This window comes from Paenibacillus baekrokdamisoli (assembly GCF_003945345.1).
Lineage (GTDB): Bacteria > Bacillota > Bacilli > Paenibacillales > Paenibacillaceae > Paenibacillus_Z > Paenibacillus_Z baekrokdamisoli.
Genome location: NZ_AP019308.1, coordinates 6,495,197 through 6,515,013 on the forward strand (window position 1 = coordinate 6,495,197; position 19,817 = coordinate 6,515,013).

Annotated in this window: 24 protein-coding genes; all 24 read left to right on the top strand. The window is 41.3% G+C overall.

The window, feature by feature from the left end:
• The first annotated feature begins 8 nt into the window (after positions 1-8).
• The 24 genes from EKN16_RS28580 to EKN16_RS28695 all read left to right on the top strand — a co-directional run bounded on the left by EKN16_RS28580 (position 9) and on the right by EKN16_RS28695 (position 19,787).
• A complete protein-coding gene (locus EKN16_RS28580) occupies positions 9-347 on the top strand; it encodes a VOC family protein (RefSeq protein WP_269462734.1) in 339 nt (112 codons plus the stop codon).
• A gap of 30 nt (positions 348-377) precedes the next feature.
• Entirely contained in the window at positions 378-698 is a 321-nt protein-coding gene (locus EKN16_RS28585) for a GNAT family N-acetyltransferase (protein WP_269462735.1), read from the top strand.
• 525 nt (positions 699-1,223) lie between these two features.
• The gene (locus tag EKN16_RS28590) at positions 1,224-1,490 is read left to right on the top strand and encodes a CD3324 family protein (protein WP_125664591.1); all 267 of its coding nucleotides are present in this window, start codon (positions 1,224-1,226) and stop codon (positions 1,488-1,490) included.
• A 146-nt stretch (positions 1,491-1,636) separates the two neighbouring features.
• Positions 1,637-2,746, top strand: a complete 1,110-nt coding sequence (locus EKN16_RS28595; protein ID WP_125664593.1) for a nucleotidyltransferase domain-containing protein — start codon at positions 1,637-1,639, stop codon at positions 2,744-2,746.
• Between the two features lie 56 nt (positions 2,747-2,802).
• Positions 2,803-3,747, top strand: coding sequence for a GNAT family N-acetyltransferase (locus EKN16_RS28600; RefSeq protein ID WP_125664595.1), 945 nt, complete (start codon positions 2,803-2,805; stop codon positions 3,745-3,747).
• A gap of 14 nt (positions 3,748-3,761) precedes the next feature.
• Positions 3,762-4,301, top strand: a complete 540-nt coding sequence (locus EKN16_RS28605) for a GNAT family N-acetyltransferase (protein ID WP_125664597.1) — start codon at positions 3,762-3,764, stop codon at positions 4,299-4,301.
• Complete coding sequence (locus EKN16_RS28610) at positions 4,294-5,421, top strand: P-loop NTPase family protein (protein WP_125664599.1); 1,128 nt, start codon at positions 4,294-4,296, stop codon at positions 5,419-5,421. Before EKN16_RS28605 ends, EKN16_RS28610 begins: the two co-directional genes overlap by 8 nt.
• A gap of 318 nt (positions 5,422-5,739) precedes the next feature.
• The gene (locus EKN16_RS28615; RefSeq protein ID WP_125664601.1) at positions 5,740-6,054 is read left to right on the top strand and encodes a hypothetical protein; all 315 of its coding nucleotides are present in this window, start codon (positions 5,740-5,742) and stop codon (positions 6,052-6,054) included.
• Between the two features lie 153 nt (positions 6,055-6,207).
• Positions 6,208-6,762 (top strand): DUF4240 domain-containing protein, encoded by a 555-nt coding sequence (locus EKN16_RS28620; RefSeq protein WP_125664603.1) that lies wholly within the window; start codon positions 6,208-6,210, stop codon positions 6,760-6,762.
• 268 nt (positions 6,763-7,030) lie between these two features.
• Complete coding sequence (locus tag EKN16_RS28625; protein WP_125664605.1) at positions 7,031-7,399, top strand: VOC family protein; 369 nt, start codon at positions 7,031-7,033, stop codon at positions 7,397-7,399.
• Between the two features lie 297 nt (positions 7,400-7,696).
• A complete protein-coding gene (locus EKN16_RS28630) occupies positions 7,697-7,921 on the top strand; it encodes a hypothetical protein (RefSeq protein ID WP_125664607.1) in 225 nt (74 codons plus the stop codon).
• A 303-nt stretch (positions 7,922-8,224) separates the two neighbouring features.
• The gene (locus EKN16_RS28635) at positions 8,225-8,689 is read left to right on the top strand and encodes an NUDIX domain-containing protein (RefSeq protein ID WP_125664609.1); all 465 of its coding nucleotides are present in this window, start codon (positions 8,225-8,227) and stop codon (positions 8,687-8,689) included.
• Between the two features lie 217 nt (positions 8,690-8,906).
• Positions 8,907-9,365, top strand: a complete 459-nt coding sequence (locus tag EKN16_RS28640; protein WP_269462717.1) for a DUF4279 domain-containing protein — start codon at positions 8,907-8,909, stop codon at positions 9,363-9,365.
• 329 nt (positions 9,366-9,694) lie between these two features.
• Positions 9,695-10,048, top strand: coding sequence for a GNAT family N-acetyltransferase (locus EKN16_RS33305; protein WP_331852385.1), 354 nt, complete (start codon positions 9,695-9,697; stop codon positions 10,046-10,048).
• A 127-nt stretch (positions 10,049-10,175) separates the two neighbouring features.
• Positions 10,176-10,772, top strand: a complete 597-nt coding sequence (locus tag EKN16_RS28650; protein ID WP_125664613.1) for a GyrI-like domain-containing protein — start codon at positions 10,176-10,178, stop codon at positions 10,770-10,772.
• A gap of 254 nt (positions 10,773-11,026) precedes the next feature.
• Positions 11,027-11,299: a hypothetical protein gene (locus tag EKN16_RS28655; RefSeq protein ID WP_125664615.1), complete on the top strand. Its 273-nt coding sequence runs from the start codon at positions 11,027-11,029 to the stop codon at positions 11,297-11,299.
• Between the two features lie 464 nt (positions 11,300-11,763).
• Positions 11,764-12,669 (top strand): ROK family protein, encoded by a 906-nt coding sequence (locus EKN16_RS28660; protein WP_125664617.1) that lies wholly within the window; start codon positions 11,764-11,766, stop codon positions 12,667-12,669.
• A gap of 26 nt (positions 12,670-12,695) precedes the next feature.
• Positions 12,696-13,649, top strand: coding sequence for an aldo/keto reductase (locus EKN16_RS28665; RefSeq protein WP_125664619.1), 954 nt, complete (start codon positions 12,696-12,698; stop codon positions 13,647-13,649).
• A 136-nt stretch (positions 13,650-13,785) separates the two neighbouring features.
• A complete protein-coding gene (locus EKN16_RS28670) occupies positions 13,786-15,084 on the top strand; it encodes an extracellular solute-binding protein (protein ID WP_164523034.1) in 1,299 nt (432 codons plus the stop codon).
• Positions 15,085-15,234: 150 nt separating this feature from the next.
• A complete protein-coding gene (locus EKN16_RS28675) occupies positions 15,235-16,131 on the top strand; it encodes a carbohydrate ABC transporter permease (protein WP_125664623.1) in 897 nt (298 codons plus the stop codon).
• Between the two features lie 19 nt (positions 16,132-16,150).
• Positions 16,151-16,975, top strand: a complete 825-nt coding sequence (locus EKN16_RS28680) for a carbohydrate ABC transporter permease (protein ID WP_125664625.1) — start codon at positions 16,151-16,153, stop codon at positions 16,973-16,975.
• Between the two features lie 124 nt (positions 16,976-17,099).
• On the top strand, positions 17,100-18,224 hold the full coding sequence (locus EKN16_RS28685; protein WP_125664627.1) for an ROK family transcriptional regulator: 1,125 nt from the start codon (positions 17,100-17,102) through the stop codon (positions 18,222-18,224).
• 38 nt (positions 18,225-18,262) lie between these two features.
• Positions 18,263-19,000 (top strand): glucosamine-6-phosphate deaminase, encoded by a 738-nt coding sequence (locus EKN16_RS28690; RefSeq protein WP_125664629.1) that lies wholly within the window; start codon positions 18,263-18,265, stop codon positions 18,998-19,000.
• 22 nt (positions 19,001-19,022) lie between these two features.
• Positions 19,023-19,787, top strand: a complete 765-nt coding sequence (locus tag EKN16_RS28695) for a sugar phosphate isomerase/epimerase family protein (RefSeq protein WP_125664631.1) — start codon at positions 19,023-19,025, stop codon at positions 19,785-19,787.
• The last annotated feature ends 30 nt before the right edge of the window (positions 19,788-19,817 follow it).

Genomic DNA, 19,817 nt, shown 5'->3' on the forward strand with positions numbered 1-19,817 from the left:
ATCTCACTATTCCAGTAAGCGATTTTGCACGGTCGGCGGAATGGTATGGTGAACATTTGGGATTTCAAATTGTAAAAGAAGATCCATTTTACATGGAATTAGGGAACGAATCAGGAATTAGAATCCTATTTCAACAAAATGAGCATAGCCTTCATTCTCATTTCATTTATCCAGATGGAGCACTTCAATCATCATATGGTTTCATGGTTGATGATGCGGAATCAGCGTATCAATATTTTGTTAATAAAGGTCTAAAAGTCGGGGAAATCTTTGACTATCAAGGAAAGTCCTTTTCGTTCTACGATCCGGATGGAAACTTCATTGAAGTATGGAGTTCACCCAAATGATAAATCATTTTTCAGCTTTGGAATGAGATCATTCATGACCGATATATGAAGATTCTTGTAGTTGAGCATGAAGGGGAATTGGTTTCGTCATGCGTACTTTCTGTCATTAAGAACTTAACAAGAAATGCAAGGCCGTATGGATTAATTGAGAACGTGGTCACACATGAAGACTATAGAGGAAATGGATTTGCACGAATGGTTTTACATCAAGCTGTTGAATCTGCAATAGAAAACAATTGTTATAAGGTCATGTTAATGACAGGTTCAAAGAGAGAGGAAATCCATCAATTCTATGAGAAATGTGGATTCGTTAAGGGCGTTAAGACCGGTTTTATAAAAAAACTGGAATGATCCCAAATGGGAGTTCTTACCCCTTCTTTATGACGTTAAAAGTAGAATCACTCAATAACAAGAAGGAAACTTTTGGGGCTCTCGCGAAACTATATAAGTTAAACTAGAGATATAACAAGTGAGCGGAGCAGATGGATGATTCTGGAGAAGCGTCAGCGTTCGCCTTTGAGACCGGATTTCCCCCTTATCAGGGGACAAAATAAGAAATCCGGGCTCAACAGCGATCGGAAGAACATTCCATCTGTGCAGCGGCTCATTGTTCGTCTCTTAAGTTCAACTTATATAGTTAGAGGAACAAGAATTTCACGTCATACATTATCTTGAAGGAGGGTCACTATGGATAGAGTAATATATTTCGATGTTCGCAAGCTCCATGCAAAGTCTATATTATGAACAATTGCGGTTGTTTGTATGGAGCTGAATCATTAACCGCACGCTGTCATTCTACCTTTGCGTGATGATATTTGTTTATAATTAGGCTTTGCTCACTTAAATTGGATAACAATTTTAAGGAGCGAAGTTAGCATGAAATATATAAGCGCCAATGACATTTTTCCAGAAGAATTACTGAAAGAAATACAAAAGTATGTGCATGGTGAAGTGGTTTATATCCCTAATCCAGAAGGCATTCGGAAAAAATGGGGAGAAAAATCGGGTAACCGATCATATTTGACTGAGAGAAACAAGGAAATCCGTCAAAAGCTTGCCACTGGAAGCACAATTGAACAGTTGGCTATCCATTACTTCCTCTCCCATGAGAGCATCAAAAAAATTATATATTCAAAATCATAGCCCCAAGAGGTACGTTTGCTGAGATGCTGACGTGCTTCTTTTTTTGCGTAAAATTCGGTTAGCAGTTGTTCTTTACCTATATTTGTGGTGCCGCATACTTAATAATTAACGCTATATAACATATAGATCAACAAGGGGGAATTAGGATGGAGAACATACTCGACATCGCCCATACGCTAGTTAATCATATTCGTACCAACTATCCGGATGACATTGCTTTAATTGGTTACTACGGATCGCAGGCGCAAGGAACAGCAACCAAGCGGTCGGATTTGGATTTCTTTTTCATTCCAGCTACATCCAAAGGTTACCATGCGAGCATCCAGTTTGTGTTGAACGACATAAGCTTTGATTTTTGGCCAATTAGCTGGGAACGAGCTGAAAGAATGGCTGCATTCGAAGACTCATTTACGACGATTATCGCCGATTGTAAAATATTATATGTCCGTTCAGACGATGACCAGACACGCTTTCTTAAGCTGCGCGATACAATCACCGAAATGCCCCAGCATGGATTGAAGTTAATGGAGCGTGCGGAGGCCAAGCTTCGCGATGCTTATGTGCATTTGTATAAAATGAGTCGCAGTGACAATCCGGAGAACATTACATTTTACCGGAATGAAGCCCACGAAGTTTTGACGAACGTGCTTGATAGTCTTGCGCTATTGAATCGCACCTATTTTACTAAGGGCTGGGGCAAGAACTCAGAACAAATCATGAGTTTCCCATTAAAACCATCTCGTCTTGAGGAGCTTCTGGAAACCATTATGTATGCTCAGTTGTCCAAAGAAATTCGAGAAGCATGTGAGCAGCTCGCACAGGATACGCTAGATTTATTGTTGCAACAAAAAGAAACGTATTCCACCGGACCCTCTTATCCCGATAGAATGAAAGGCTTTTATGAAGAGATAAAAGGGACTTTGGATAAAATCTTAACGGCTTGTGAAACGAACGATTATCACTCGGCTTTCTTCGTGTCTATTGGTGTGCAGGATTTGACTGCTCGTTTTCTTTATTACACCGAAAAGGGGCATTGGCCAAATTCATTGGACCCTAGCTTGGATTATCAGAGCTGTTATAACCGAACAGGATTGCCGAATTTAGCTGCTCTTCTTGACCCTAATAATCTAGCGCCACTTCAAGAGGCAGTAGAGCGTCTTGATCATCTTCTTGAAAACCACCTGAGACGCCAAGGAGTAGACATTAACCGTTTTGAAAATATGACTCAATTTGAAGCTTTTTTGAAAAGTCATTAATGGCGAAATGGAACAAGAACTACTAGGGGATTTATTAGACACTGGAGGTACTTATTATGAATGATTGGTCCGAGGATTTAACGCGATTTGATCTATCTGATGATATTTCTATACAGCAAGCTGACCCAAATGATTGGGGCATTTATTATTCGATTTACTATAACATGGAGTATAACGGATTTTTTAAGGATCAGGGTTTGACTATGAACCATTGGAGAAGAAAGTTTTGGATTTATAAAGGAGCTGCGAGGATTGGTGGAGTTGTGATTGCACCAAACGTAATATTCGGCTTGTTTTTCATCCCACCCTTTAATGAGGAAAGCAAAGTCATGAAATTGCTGAAGCAAGCTCTTCTGAAGTGGTCGGATCGGACGAAAGATATAACGGCCTATGAAATCTTACCGGATCAAATCGACCTCTTCTCGAGAGCTGGATTTTGGCCTGGCGAATTTAGATGCCGCTGGATGCAGCGGCCAACCGAAGCTTTTACAATGGAATGGGATGACGATCTTAAGATTTCCTCACCTGAATTATGTACAGAAGCTGATCAGGTCAGTCTCACCAACTCAGAAGAAATAAGTAAACTCTCTTATTTAAGCTACTTGGGTATGATTGACGGAGTACGAAGAAAGCAGACTTCGCGCGATTGGTACACCTCGTGGACTAATCAATTCACTCAAGAATCGAATGAGAAGCTGCTGCTTGCATCGAGCCTTGTCTATGATTCAACTACAGCTCAATTAATTGGCTGCTGCCTTGTTTCCTTGCAGGATGATGTGCCGGCTATATTTAATATTACTGTTGCTCCTTCTCACAGGGGGAAAGGGATTGCAACCAAGATGCTCCGAAGAGCTCTGAGTGTGTTAAGAGAGCAAGATCACCCTATTCTTCGTCTCTATGTGATGCAGGGAAACATCGCAGAGTCTGTGTATCACAATCTTGGATTCGCGGCAGGTCCTCTAGAAGTTCAGAGATGTTATATTCCAGCTTTGACGCAATAAGGGGGTAAGGTGTTGTGCCGAACAATAGAAAGATAGAGTTTCCTTCATTAGAAACAGACAGACTGAATCTTCGGATTTTAACACTACACGACGCCGAAGAAGTATGGAAACATTTCTCGGATGAAGAGGTTACAAGATTTATGGATATTGAACCATGCAAAGATATAAAAGAAGCTGAAGAAATAATTAGATTTCATCTTGAGGATTCGGGCTGCCGGTGGGGGCTATTTGATAAGGACAAGAATAATTTGATCGGTACATGTGGGTATCACTGTTTGAGAAGGGCCGACGATCACTTTATCGCAGAGGTCGGATTTGATTTATCTAAGCTTTACTGGGGCAAAGGCTTAATGTATGAAGGGATGAAGGGAATAATCGACTTCGGATTTCGAGAACTGGGACTCACGATGATCGATGCAACTGCTGAACCAGAGAATAAAAGGTCCATAAACTTAATGAGCAAATTAGGATTCCAGCGGGAAGTTGAACGTAAAGACCATCTCATATCTTTTAATTTGAATCGAAAAAGTCTGAGGGGTCCCGAAAATGGTTAGGTCGAGATTGATTTTAATGGAGGGTCTACCATCAACGGGGAAATCCACGAATTCAGGCATTCTTTTATCACAGCTGGAGAGAAATGGTCATCGGGCAAAATGGGTCCATGAAGTTGCTAGGCCTCACCCTACTTTATTCTTTTATGAAGCTTGTATGGAGGAGCATGAATACAAGGATTTTATTACTCGTTACCCGCATTCTGTTTCAATTCTTGAGCCGATAAGCATGAGACGTAATAACTCAATCGGTATTGACTTGCTTGAAGTAGAATGGAACCATTCCAATCAATTGGGTGAAGACGCCTATCAACAATTAAAAAAGTACGATGTATGGAATTTCACCGTAGATCGATACATGAAGGTAGCTTTGGAAAAGTGGGAGCATTTCGTAAATAAGCAAAACTATTCAGATGAGATTGTCATTTTGGACAGCAGCCTATTTCAATATCAAATCTATAGCCTAATCTTGGCGGATGTACCTTTCACTCAACTCATGGCGTTTATTGAAGCGATCTATAGGATTATTTCACCGCTGCATCCATCACTCATTTATTTATACAGGGAAAAAACGGATGATACGATCAACTATCTTGTGAGGGAGAGGGGTGTGACTTTTCTAGAACGCATTTGGAATAGGGATAAGGAACGGCCGTATTATAAGGGTCGTCCAGCAGGAGCAGAAGGTTACAAAATGTTCCTAAGGGATTATGGTGAATATGCAAAACTGTTATTTGATTCAGCGCCCTTGCCAAAATTATCAGTGGAAATTACTCAAGGGAAGTGGGGAGAATATGTGGATTTACTCCTTAACTTTATGGACTTGTCATACATAGATCCTCCTAAAGTCGTATTTCCATCCGGAACATACTTCAATGTGGAATTAAATCAGCATATCGAAATAGTTGGCAAATATATTGTTACCCCTGATGGTGGAAGAAAACATTTGGAGCCGAAGTCGGATACGGAGTATTATCTTCATGATCTTCCTGTAGTGATAAGACTCGATGAGAATGGAATTATTATTGAAGGCGAACAAATATGTGATAAATGGACGACAAAAGGCACAGTGTTTCAGAAAGTAGCAGACGGTGGTCAATTATTACAACACCTGAAAAAATAAGGAATTATTCAATAATTCTTATGAGAGCTGAATGATTGAAATGTATATCCTTCATAACTTATATTGAACAGAAAGCATCGGGGGTTTGCAGAGTCTTATAGACTTTGTGAGCCTCCTTTTTATCTCCAATATTTACTATCTCTGTTATAATGGAAAGGCTGGTCTTGATGGAGATGTCTTTTAATCAAACGAAATGATACGACATCTGGCGTAAAGTTTATAGTAATTGTTAGAGGAGTGTTACTTGCTTCAATCCTAAATGAAAAGGCAAAAGTGCTCTCATGCCTATGTAAATCAAGAGGATAAGGGAGATAAAACTTGAATAGAATTTTAAGAAACTTAATTATCTATTTGTTGGCTGTATTCCCAACTATTATAGTGGTGCATTTATTAATCAATTATTATCCAAACACAGGTTTAGGCAGGATTGTCGCTATACCAATAATTTTCATTATTAATACTTTGATAATAGTAGCAGGAATTATTATTCAAAAGATAAGTAGACCTTATCTATCTACCATTTCATGGCTAGTATTAATAATTACAACGATATTCGTAGCTGTAAGCATTTATCCTCAGGAATATGGCCCGCCAGTTATTGAGCAGATTATCAATCGGTGGTTCATGGCCTAGAAAGAAATAAATTTTGATAGTAATTCAAGTGGAGGCAGCGGAGACATCCATTCCCCTAAGATAAGAGCTATCTAAGGGGAATGGACGTCGTGAATACAAGAACGTTATAAGAAATCCCCGCACTGATATAAAACATTAAAGGAGATCATTTAAATGACGAATAACGACTTTTGGAAAATGATAGAACAATCTAAAGAACATAGTGAAGAGCAAGTAGAATGGATAACCAATGAATTGGTAAAGAAAACAACTGATGAAATCATTGAATTCGAATTAGTGTTTAGACATAAGTTGGAACAATTATATACTTCTTCATTATGGGGTGCAGCTTTTGTAATTATGGGAGGATGCTCCGATGATTGTTTTGATTACTTTAGGGGCTGGTTAATCGCTCAAGGAGAAGAAGTGTTCAATAAGGTACTCGGGCATCCTGAATCTCTTGCGAAATATATCCCTGAATATTACTTGGAAGAAGAATTAGCTCCTCAATTGGAAGAGATATTATCAGTTGCTTCAGATGCATATACTTTTCAAAAAACCGAAGAGTTTGAATATAATGACGATATTTATACTGAATTTTTGAATGCATTAGAAACTCGGGGATATGAATTTAAATCAGAAGATATTGAATTTGATTGGGAAGAAGATGACTTAGAAAAGAGATATCCGATCTTATGGGAAAGATTTGGAGAGAACCCATTGTTGTAAGAAATGCTTCGAAGGCGGGGAGATCTTATAACACCGTATTCCGCTGCGGGCTGACGCCCTTGATTCGGACCGAAGTAGAAGTGCCGAGGGTTGGTTCAGCCGGACAACCACTGCGAGCCTAAGTCTGACGACCCGTTCGCTATCGCTCACTTAAGGCTCTCGGGTTCGTGAATATAACAACGTTGTCAGAAAGTCGAGGAATTCGAATAAAACAAACAAACAAACAAATAAATGAAGTTTCTTAATCGATCGGAGGCGTTGAATCCTTATGAAAACATCTATTAATTTGATAATGATTAGAACTTCTAAAATTGAAGAAGTCAAAACCTTCTATCAAGGCTTGGGAATACAATTAGTTGAAGAACAACATGGAAATGGACCTATTCATTATTCATATGTTCAAGATCAGCTTGTAATTGAAATTTATCCTGGAGATGAAGGAAGCTTACCTGGCTGGAAAAATGCTGGAGCAATGATGTTGGGGTTTTATGTTAAAGATATAAAAGAAATTATTGATCAAATAGATATATTAAAAGGTAAAGTAATATCAAATCGTACCGAAAATAAAAGAGGATTTAGAGCAGTCCTTGAAGATCCAGATGGAAGAAGAATTGAATTGATTGAATATAAGAATTAGTAGTTTAATCAAGGAGTCTCGACCATCTGATAACACCATATTTCACGCTTTGGGGCATCCACCCCTCGGTCCGGTCGAAGTTAGATGTGGATTCGAGGATGCCATTGGCAGTAGCAGGGAAGCAGGTTCAGCCCATCTGCAAGACTAATTACGCTTCGCGAACTGGTAGAATGGATGGCTGCGCCGATCTGATCTGCCCTTAAGTCTTTCGACGTGAATACAAGAACGTTAGCTGAAATCAGCGAAAAGTATATTGAAAACTGATTATAGAACTCATCAATAATGAGGTGGAAAAATTTGAGTAATTTTTACGACAATGAAGAAATGTATGACGAAGGTGAACTTGCTACAAAAAAGTGTGATTTCTGCGGACAAGTAGTTGATTGGACCGAACCTGTTGCGGACATTGATGAAAATGGCAATAATATTGAGTTGCGATCTTGTTTAATGTGTTCATTTGAAGGTGTATTCAGTCGTGAAGAGATTCAAACAGTAATGGACCAGATGAAAAAGAATAAATAGTTGTTTACACACCATCTTTAATTGATTTTTATTATAGGGAAAGTTAAGTGCAATTATCGTATTTTTAAGGAAGTCGCTGACATCAGCTAATACCGTATTCACTCTGCGGTCATACGCCCTTCGTTTGGACAGAAGTAGAAGTGCCGAGGGTGGAATCACCCGGAACAATCCGCACCATCTAACCGCATCGCGGCCGCTCTTCGGGCTTAAGGTGGTGGGACGTCGTGAATACAAGAACGTTATACGAAAACTTGCAGAATGATTATACAAACCCTATTAAGACATTGAGGGAGATAATAGAAGATGGGATCGGAAAAGAAACAAAAGTATCATGTATTAGCTAGAGGGATTATTTTGTCTGAAGATCATATATTAGTTGCCCATTGTCTCGGAATGGATAATACCTTTCTACCTGGTGGACATGTAGAGTTTCGAGAAGGTATAAGGACATCTCTATCTAGAGAAATACTTGAAGAACTTGGATTAGAAAGTGAAGTAAAGGAATACTTAGGGATTGTGGAAGCAGAGTTTGATCTTGAAGAAGTTTATCATCAAGAAATTAACCATTTATTTAAAACCGAAATACAAGAATTGAATTATACTATTAACCCCGTATCGCAAGAAAGTCATTTAGAATTTTATTGGATACATATTGATGAAATGGAAGTACACAATTTACAACCTTACCCAGTAAGAAAAGTAATTAAAGATTATATCAATCATGTATCAGGAGCATATTTTGAAAGCACTTTCGAGAGGGTTAAATAAGTATTGTAGCAAATTCGCAGATGAGCAAGTCTTCGTATAACACCGTTCCCGCTGCGGGGCTTACGCCCCTTGGTCTGCCGGAGGTATTCAGGCAGACAACCCTGCACCGACTAAGCGCATCGCGCCCGGTCTAACGGCCTTAAGTCGGTGAGGGTTCGGGAACATAACAACGTTATAAGAAATCCCCGCAAGATCATTAAACAAGAAACTATTTGAGGTGGTTCATCTGAAGAAGACGAACGTAAAAGTATACTTTAGTCTATACGGTGATCAATTTCCAATCGACTATATTTCAAATACTTTGAAATTAAAGCCAACTCATTCACATACAAAGGGAGAATCTATTCAAAGAAATCCTCACTCCAATATCATTCAGAATATAACAAATTTCAGGAAAGAAACTGCTTGGGAGATTGGATCTGATTATGAAGAATCCTTAGATGTTGATGAACAGCTTAATAAAGTAGTAAACCAACTTAAAGGAAAAGAAGAAAAAATAATCGAAATTTGTAAGAGATATAATTTATGTTGCATGTTTATGATCGTAATTATAATGAATGAGGGATTTACTCCTACGTTATCAATTAATAAAGAAATGATTAAAATAGCAAATAATATTGGAGCCGAAATTCTTTTCGATCTCTATGCAAACCCTTATAAGTCAGAACTTGATTAATAGACCAATGTAAGTATATCAATGAAGGCGGGGACAACTTATAACACCGTATTCACGCTGCGGGCATACGTCCTTGGTCCGGACGGAGCAGAAGTGCCGAGGGTGAGTTCAGCCGGACAACTGCGAGCCTAAGTCTGACGACCCGTTCCCTCCGGTCACTTAAGGCTCTCGGGTTCGTGAACACAAGAACGTTATATGAAATAGCCGAAGATCCTTTTTAAAAACATTGAAAGAAGGAAACCACAATTATTCAAATAAAAGAGATTACAAAAGACAATTGGTTTCAATGCACCCAACTAAATATTAGCAAAGAAAATGGAAAATCATTTATTGTACCTATAGTATATTCGATAGCTGAATCAAAATACGAAAAACACCTAGTACCTTTAGCAGTCAGTATAGACGAAGAAGTAATAGGTTTCTGTATGTACTGTAAGGATCCAGATGATCAGAGATACTGGATTTATGTCTTTATGATTGATGAACACCAACAAGGACATGGATATGGAAAAGCAGGGCTCATTAAGTTATTAGAATTGATAAGTCAAAAGCATTCTTGCAATGAAATTATGATAGGGCATAAATCGGATAATCTAAAAGCAGAATACCTTTATAAATCAGTTGGATTTAAAAACACAGGTGAAGTCATTAATGATGAAATAATAAAGAAATACGAATTTTGAGGATGAATCAAAGAAGTCGGCTACTTCATATAACACCGTATTCGCGCTGCGGACCATACGTCGCGAATACAAGAACGTAATAGGAAATTGACGTAAATCCATTATTAATTAATCGAGGGTGATATTCATGAAAGTGAATGACCATAGAAAGATATATAAATCTGTTTATCAGATGGGTTCGGATAGAGTTGAATTAATAGAGATCCCTCCTCTACAATTTTTGGTACAAGAGGGACAAGGTAAGCTCAATTGGCTGGGACGACCAGAAACAGACTATTGGGCTGTATGGAAAACTATAAATCAAATCAAACGAATAACTAAAAATAAATGTGACTATCAATTTAAACTAATGCCGCATGAAATAGTATGGCTTAGGAAAATTGGTGAAGAGGAGTGGATTTATACTGAGATGATGCAAGTCCCTGACTTTATTGATTATGAAATTTACGATGAGGCTAGGAAGAGTATAGAAAAGAAGTATCGAAATGAAAATATTCCGGAAACGAAGTTACAAAGGATAGAACAAGGATTGTGTATTCAGAAATTACATAAAGGACATTATCGTGAGACGGAGAGAACTCTGAATGACTTAATTAATTACGCGAAATCCAACGGTTTTGAAGTTGTTGGAGAAAGACGGGAATTATATTTAAATCAACCCATGTGTCATCCTACCCCAGATAAATGGGAAACGATAGTAAGAGTTCAGGTTAAGGAAAGTTGATTGCTCGGGTTGCTCAAAGAGGACGTCAACATCCTATAACAACGTATTCACGCTTCGGAATTCACCCTCGGTCCGGACCGGAGCAATTGGCAGGGGAGTGTATTCAGCCGGACAACCACTGCGAGCCTAAGTCTGATGACCCGTTCCCTCCGATCACTTAAGGCTCTGAGTTCGTGAATACAAGAACGTTAGGTGAAATACTTGAAGATCGAAAAATAGTAAAACCTTTAAATACAATATATAAGAGGAGCATTATGAAGCATTTCAGAAGAATTAGTTTGGTTTTTTTACTTATTGGAATAAGTATATTGATTGTTGGATTTGTAAAACATCCAGGAATACCCTATCAAGATCCAACTCAAGAAATGTTAAATATCTATAATCAAGAAGCAAAACGTTCGGAAGAGATACAATCATATGGATTATCTATCTTTTTAGTAAGTTTTGGGGCATTTCTAATGGGTAAAATAATAGATTTATTTAGGGGGAGAAATAAGAATAAAGGAAATAATGAGGACTCTAAATAATGGCAATATAGAATTTGAAGTAGATTCAAAGAAGTCAGGTACTTCGTTTAACACCGTATTCACGCTACGTGCATACGCCCTGGTCCGGACCGGAGTAGAAGTGCCGAGGGTAAATTCAGCCGGACAACCACTGCGAGCCTTGCCTTCATAATTGAAATATTACTTTGATTTCGCTCCCAGCTCTAGATGGGGGCTATTTGACGCTTACGCAGTAAAATAACAATGCGCATGGATTTCGATTGAAGCTGTTTGACATACAACCTCTGCAAGTATTGGCTCGAAAATTGACTCGTTATAAGAGTTTCTTTGACATTAGAATCAGTAAAGCCATCTTGGACTCTCGTTGTGATTAGCTATACTTAATTCGAACTTCATATTGACAAGGGTAGATAAGATGGTTTATCATTCAATTCAGTTAGTTCATTCTCGAAACAAACTAACAGAAACCGTATGGAGGTACACCCTTGATCGATCTAAGTCATAACGATTCTGATGCCCTTTATGTTGGTGTCGACATAGGTGGAACAAAAGTGATCGTTCAAATCGTTGACCGAAATGGACGAGTCGTTTCTAGGCACAAGACAACAACTTCGAGCGATTTGAATAGTATTGCCGAGATTGTTAATGAATGCGTTTCCGATTCCAAAGTGAACAAAGATAAAATCGCAGGCTACGGGTTCGGCGTTCCGGCCGTAACGGATATTGATAAAGGAATTGTCATTGAAGCTCCGGCATTGCAATGGCATAGTCTGAATTTTGTCGAACAAATGCAAGCTTTATTGATGAAAACGGTCACAGTTGAAAATGATGTGAACTGCGCGGCGCTAGGAGAACGTTGGCTCGGCTCTGCCAAATCCGCGGATGATTTCGTGTTTATTGCGATTGGGACGGGTGTTGGCGCGGCGATTGTAACCGGGGGAAAACTTTTTTACGGCAACCGGTTTATGGCTGGTGAAATCGGATATCTGTTGTCCGAAGAAGATTGGCAGGAGAATAAGCGATATACGTTCAAAAATTTTGGGGCACTTGAAGAGAAGATATCCGGAAGAGCGCTGTCAAGTCATCGGATTCGTCCTGAAATGATATTCAAGCAATATAAAGAGAACAACGGAGAAGGCTTCGACATCTTCACGCAATATCTTAAGACTTTATCGATTACGATTGCGAATCTCTCGAGCTTATTGAATCCTCAGAAAATCATTCTCGGTGGAGGCGTTTCGGAAGCGCTATCAGAGGTAATCGATCATTTGCGGGATCAGGTTGCAAAGATGTCGCCCGTACCCGTGATTATCGAATGCTCTACCTTAGGTGAGAATGCCGGTGCTTATGGCGCCGCCGCATTTCTAATAAATAAGCTTGACGCGCAATAGGAACAATATGAAGACGGAGGGATTTTATGAAACGAATTCAAATTCCAGGTGTGCAGCTGGCATCGACGCAATTGGTTATGGGTACGGGCGGAGATGCTTATCATCCGGATCACATGGATCACGTTACCCGATTATCTGACGCTTATATCGAACTAGGCGGAAATACTTTCGATTCCGCTCATCAATATGAAGGCAGCGAGGAAGCGCTTGGTCGTTGGCTGGAAAAACGGAATATTCGAGATCGGGTTGTGATCTTAACGAAGGGCTGTCATCCTGACGATGGTAATCCCGGACCAAGAGTAAGCGCAAAATACATCAAAGAGGACCTCATGGAGAGTCTTGACCGGCTTCGCGTAAAACACGTGGAAATGTATGCGCTTCATAGAGATGATGTGACAGTTCCGGTCGGAGAAGTTATTGAAGCTCTTAATCAAGCGCTTCGTGATGGATATGTCAGAACGATCGGCGCATCTAATTGGAAGCTAAGCCGTGTAATCGAAGCGAACCAATACGCCCAAGACAACAACCTTAAAGGGTTTGCCTTCACAAGTCCAAACTTCAGCTTGGCTAAGCCTTTGGAGCCTCATTGGCCCGGATGCGTATCGGCGGACGAAAGCTTCTGCCAGTGGCATGAAAGTAATCAGATTCCATTGTTGGCGTGGTCAGCGCAGGCGGGCGGTTTTTTCTCGGGAAGGTTCTCTCCTAACAATCGAGACAACGAGGACATGGTGCGAGTTTACTATAGCGAAGAGAATTGGGAGAGGCTTAATCGGGCTAGGGCTCTGGCGACGAAGAAAGACGTCACTCCGATTCAAATCGCTTTGGCATATGTGCTTCACCAAAGATTTCCAACCTTCGCCCTTATCGGCCCCGAAAAAGTCGAAGAGCTGCAATCAAGTTTTACGGGGGCTGAAATTTCCTTGAGCCCGACTGAGCTAGATTGGCTGGACTTAAAGACAAATGATCCTATCTTCGCATAGGGACTAGCCTTCGGATAGAGGGAGGTGATCAGCGCTTATCTTCATACCGGATTCAAACGGATGTTGAGTATCAAGTTTGTAATGGGTTTCTGCAACTGATGAATAATCAATTTAAATGAAAAGGGGAAACGTGCATATGAACAAAAATATGAAAAGTCTTGTTGTACTGATGTGCATGGTTTTATTACTAACGGCTTGCGGGTCTAACGGAAATTCAAGCAGCGGAGAAACGGAATCGGCAAAGCCTAATAAAGGGATTACGCTTACCGCGATTACGCCTCCAGGGATGGAAGACTATTATAACGCCAGATCCAAAGCATTCGAGGAAAAAACCGGCGTAAAAGTAAATATTGAAGTCGTTGCGTGGAATGATATTATCACGAAGTTAACGAATGATGCCGTGGCCGGATCCGATACGTACGACATCATCGGAATCGACGATATTTATTTGGCTAAATTCGCGGACGCAGGCTGGATTGTTCCTGTTGATCAGTATATGACTAAAGAGCTTAAAGGCGATTTGATGGACTACGCCAATCGGTTCATTCAATACAAGGGTAAAACGTATGGTCTTCCATGGTATACCGCTTGGAAAACATTCGGATACAATAAGGACATGTTGAAAAAAATCGGCGTAGATCATGCGCCCCAAACTTGGGACGAGTTCATTCAGCTCAGCCAGAAATTGCAGAAGGATGGGATAGTGCCGTACGCTTCCGCTTGGAGTTGGGGCAGAATGGAAGCCGTCATATGCGATTTCGTCGCCATTATGGGGTCAATGGGGGCTGAGCCATTCGAGAACGGAAAGCCAAACTTCAACAACGAGAAAGGCTTGGAAGCATTACAGCTCATGTATGACATGATTTACAAATACAAAATCGTCGATCCGGCATCGATTCAATTCGGCGAAAGCGATGTAAACTCCGCATTTGCGGCAGGACAAACGGCGTTCCAGTTCCAGTGGGGAATTCCGTTGATGGATCTGAATAAACCGGAAAATTCCCAAGTGGTCAATATGACGGATTTGTCGCTTTTCCCAAGCAAAGTCAGCTCGGCTTCGACCATCGGTTCGTTCGTTCAAGCGATCTCCAAAGGCTCCAAAAACCCGAAAGAAGCTTGGGATTTCATTCAATTCCTCAATGGTCCTGAAGGCCAAAAGGATATGATATTAAAAACGGGCGGAACGGATAAATTTACCGCGTGGAAAAGCGTTTCCGAAGATCCGGAAATCAAGAAAAACTTGCCCGGGTTCGAGGTGGCCATGAAACAAGCGGACACGGCTCTGGCCAGACCGCAATTGCCTTGGTACCAGGAATGGTCTGCTATGATGCAAGATCATATCCAGATGGCTCTGCTTAAGTCCAAAACCCCTCAAGAAGCGCTGCAGGAAGCAGATCAAGAAACACAGAAAATCATGGAAAAATACAACAAATAATTCATAAAAACCTGAATCTGTCTTTGCTGCGGAATGAATAAGGAAGTTGCGGGTGGGTGTAGACGATACGACCGTACCACTCGCAGCTTCCTTGTTACCTGACGAACTAGCGTTGGAGATAGGTTTTTGTTTTTGATCGGGGGGATTATAGTGAAGCAGAATACGAAGATCATGTCAGAAGGCCGGTTTGCTCTGATCCTGCTTGCGCCAACCTTGCTTCTCATTTTGGGACTATTGCTTTATCCGCTTATCTATTCCATCTATTTGAGCTTTGTAGACCTGAACATCACGAATCCCGACGTAGGCACGGAATTCGTCGGCTTCAGAAACTTCATGGACAACTTGAGCGATCCCGCTTTTTGGAATAGTCTTAAAATCACTTTTTATTTTGCCGTCGTTACGGTAATCGGCAGTTTGCTTGTCGGGCTATATGCGGCGCTTTTGCTGAATAGCAAAATTCGAGCGCGAGGTTTATTCCGCACATTGCTCCTTATCCCGTGGGCAATCCCTCTTGTTATCGTCGGTATGATTTGGAAGCTGATTCTTCATCCGAACTATGGTTCGCTTAATGCGTTATTAATGAAAGTCGGAATAATTCATCACAATATTGCATGGTTGTCCGATGCAAAGTGGTCGCTGATCATGCTGTTCCTCTCCGAAATCTGGAGATCGTTTCCTTTCGTAGCCTTGTTATATCTCGCTGCCTTGCAAACCATTCCTCAGGATTTGTTCGAAGCGGCATCCGTCGACGGAGCGACGAAACGCAAGGCATTCTGGCATATCACCATGCCTTATTTGCAAGCGACAACGCTTGTCCTGCTTATTTTGCGAACAATTGATGCGTTCCGTTCGTTCGATCTCATTTTCGCTTTGACAAAAGGAGGTCCGGCAAACAATACGGAAATAGTCGGCCTTTATTTATATAAACAAGGCTTTACGTTTGCTAATTTCGGTGTAAGCGCTGCCGGAAGCTATATCGTGACTTTCCTTATCCTTGTGCTTGTGTTCGTTTACATCAAATTAATGAAGGTTCAAAACATATCTTAAGAGAAAGGAGACATATCTTTTGAAAAAGCTGATGACGTATATTGGATTAGCCATACTAATGGCTTTTACGCTTGCTCCCTTTCTCTCGACTTTATCGACAAGCTTCTCGACCAATCAAGACATTATTAGCGGGGCGAATCGTTTTATTCCTACGCATATGACCTTTGCTAACTTTGAGAAGGCGATTATGGGACAAGCGGCTTTATCCGGGTTTGTATCATCCATGATTAACAGCTTGATCGTGGCTGCGGTGACTACTTTTTTCTGTTTGTTGTTCGGTGCATTGGGTGCTTATGCATTCGCAAGATTGAACTTCCGTTTTCGAGACAGCTTCATGCTGCTTGTATTGATCACCCAGATGATTCCCGGTATCGCCATTCTCATCCCGATCTACGTGATTTTTCGACAAATGGGCCTTCTTGACACCAAAACCTCCATTATATTGGCGCAAATGGCTTTTAATCTGCCTTTTATCATATGGATCATGCGAAGCTTCTTTTTCTCCATTCCGAAGGATTTGGAGGAGGCGGCGTTCATTGACGGCTTGGGACGATTCGGGGCTCTATTTCGAATTATACTGCCGATTAGTACGCCGGGTTTGTTTGCTACGGGCGTATTCGCGTTCATGAACTCTTGGAATGATTTTCTCACCCCCCTCGTCTTAACCTCTAGCCAGATTGCAAAGACGATGCCGGTGGCGATTAATGAATTTTTAGGGAGATTTACGGTGGATTACGGACTTCTTGCGGCTGCCGGTTTCATTGGAATTATTCCGCCGATCCTCATTATCCTTTTCTTCCAGCGCTACCTTATCGAAGGGCTGACAGCGGGAGCGGTAAAATAGGCTAACCGGAAAAAGAACGATTGACGAAATCATTTTTTATGTAATACTGAAATAGATCGTTTTGTTCGGATTCATTACAAACTACGAGCATCTATTTCAGTTCGTTGAAGGGGCATGGTGTACAATGAAATCAGTTAATCTTGACCTGATCAAAAAAATCAATCGTGATTTGGTACTGGAGACGATACGCACAGATCAACCCATTAGCAGGGCTTCGATTGCTCAGAAAATAGGAATGAGTAGATCAACGGTTTCTTTGATCGTCGACGAATTGATTGCTAAAAAATTCGTATCGGAAACAGGCTTGGGCTCCTCGACCAAAGAAGGCGGAAGAAGGGCCATTCAATTGAGCTTTAATCCGAGCTCGGCTTACGGCATCGGAATTGAATTGAATGAAAAAGGTTATCTTATTTGCGTTTCCGATCTGGATGGGACGATCATTACCTTGGCCAAGTACAAAGAGAAACCGATGCTGGAGAAGATCCGGGACCACCTTCTGGAGACGGTTCAAAAAGCGAACATTTCTCTAGATAAAGTTATTTCTGTCGGGTTTTGCGTACCTGGATTAACGAACAGTGTGGATGGTATTGTAGTGGGTGCTCCTGAATTGGACTGGAAAAACGTTCACTTAGCCGAACAGTTCCGCAAGCTTTTGGATAAGCCAATTTTTGTAAATAACGATGTCAACTGCGCCGCCCTTGGGGAGCGTTGGTTAGGTGCCTGCCAAAATGTCGATGAGTTTATTTATATATCGATAAAAGCCGGTATTGGGAGTGCCATGGTATGTAATGGAAAATTGGTTCAAGGGAAAGATTTTATGGCAGGCGAGCTTGGATATTTTGCATTTGAAGAGGACCTGCTATACCAAAAAGTGAATACACTGGGCAATTTCGGAACTTTCGATAAGAAGGTATCGGTTGATGCGCTGTCTCTTTATGAATCGTCCATCGAGGAATTGTTCGAACAATACAAAAGAGATGAAATTCAAGCGGTAAGAGTCGTTCAGCGATTTGTTAACCATTTGTCTCTTGGGATCGCCAATATGGTAAGCTTGCTTAACCCTGAAAAGGTCATCATTGGCGGAGAGTTAGGGTCATATCTGGAAGGGTTATTGCCTGAAGTGCGTCAAATGGTAGAGAGAATAACACCCATTCAAACGATAATCGAGCCGACCCAAGTCGGTGAAAATTCCGGAGTTCTGGGAATTATCTCTTATTCCTTCGAAAATGTTCAGAATGTCATTACTTAACAATTGAACATCCTATATTTAGAAAGGAAGACTGAGTTATGAAAATAAATATAGCTGGAAATTACGAGGAACTGTCTAGGATGGCTGCGGAACATATTATTAAAGCCATACATCAGAAGCCAAATGCGCTCCTATCGCTCGCGGGAGGGTCGACTCCATTGGGGACATTCCGTCATTTAATCGATGCATCCAGAGAGAATCGGGTCTCATTCGCGCAGTGCAGGTTTATTAGCTTGGACGAATGGGTCGGTCTTGGCGGGGAAGATGAAGGCAGCTGCAGAAGCACATTGGATCAACACTTTTTTGAACCTTTGAACATTAGCGAAAATCAGATTCATTTCTATGATGGCCGGAGCAGCGACTTGATCGAAGAGTGCGATAAAATGGATCTATTCATTAAAGAGTATGGTCCCATCGATTTGATTGTGCTTGGCGTAGGTTTGAATGGGCATCTTGGATTTAATGAGCCCGACTGCGAGTTGGATGCCTATTCTCACGTGGTAGAGCTGGACGATGTTACGCGGACGGTGTCGGTAAAGTACTTCTCCGAGCAAAAGAATTTGAACCACGGAATTACTTTAGGCATGAAGCACATTATGGAGACGAAAGACGTGCTGCTTCTAGCTGACGGAGACAAGAAAGCCGAAATCGTGAAGGCAACGGTGCTTGGCGAAATGAATGGACATGTTCCTTCGAGTCTGCTTCAGGGGCACAACCGGGTCGAAGTATTTCTGGACGAGAGGGCAGCTTCCCTGCTTGGGAATCAAATCGCTTAAATACGTTAGAGGAGGAACAACCATGAAACATAAATTTGCCGCTCAGCTCTATACGCTTCGAGATGAATTGACGAAAGATTTTTCGGCGACGTTGCGAAGGTTGAAGAAGATGGGATGGGAAGCCGTTCAGATCGATGGTTTGTTTGGACTCAGTGCAAACGAAATTAGCGCGGTGCTGAAAGAAACAGGACTTCGAGCAGCGGGAATGCATGTCGGCTTGGACCGTATGAATAACGAACTGGAGGCCGTTTTGGAAGAGGGCAGAGCATTCGGAACGAAGGATTTCTTCTGTCACTACCTGGAAGACGATATGCAGCATGTCGACGGCTATATCCAAGCGAAGAAGGAACTTCTTGCAACGGCAGCCAAAGTTAATCCTTTCGGTTACAGGGTCGGTTATCACAACCATGACTTCGAATTTCACACGATGGTTGAAGGCCAGATTGCGCTGGATTATTTGATGGCACCGGTGGGAAATCAGTTTCTTTATCCGGAAGTCGATACTTATTGGGTGAAATATGCAGGGAGAGACCCGTTGGAATATATTCAGAAATTTTCGGGTCGAATTCCGATCCTGCACTTGAAAGATATGACGGCCGACGGGAGACAGTTTTACGCCGAAGTCGGGACGGGATTGATCGATTTCGAACCGATTTTGTTGTGGGGCGAGAAAAACGGGGTCGAATGGTATGCGGTCGAGCAGGATGAATGTGCGGGAAGCCCGTTCGACAGCTTGGACATGAGTTTGACGAACTTGGTGAAAATGACGGAAAAGCTGGGGCTATAGATTTGTTTAATACCGAAATGGGGGAAGAGA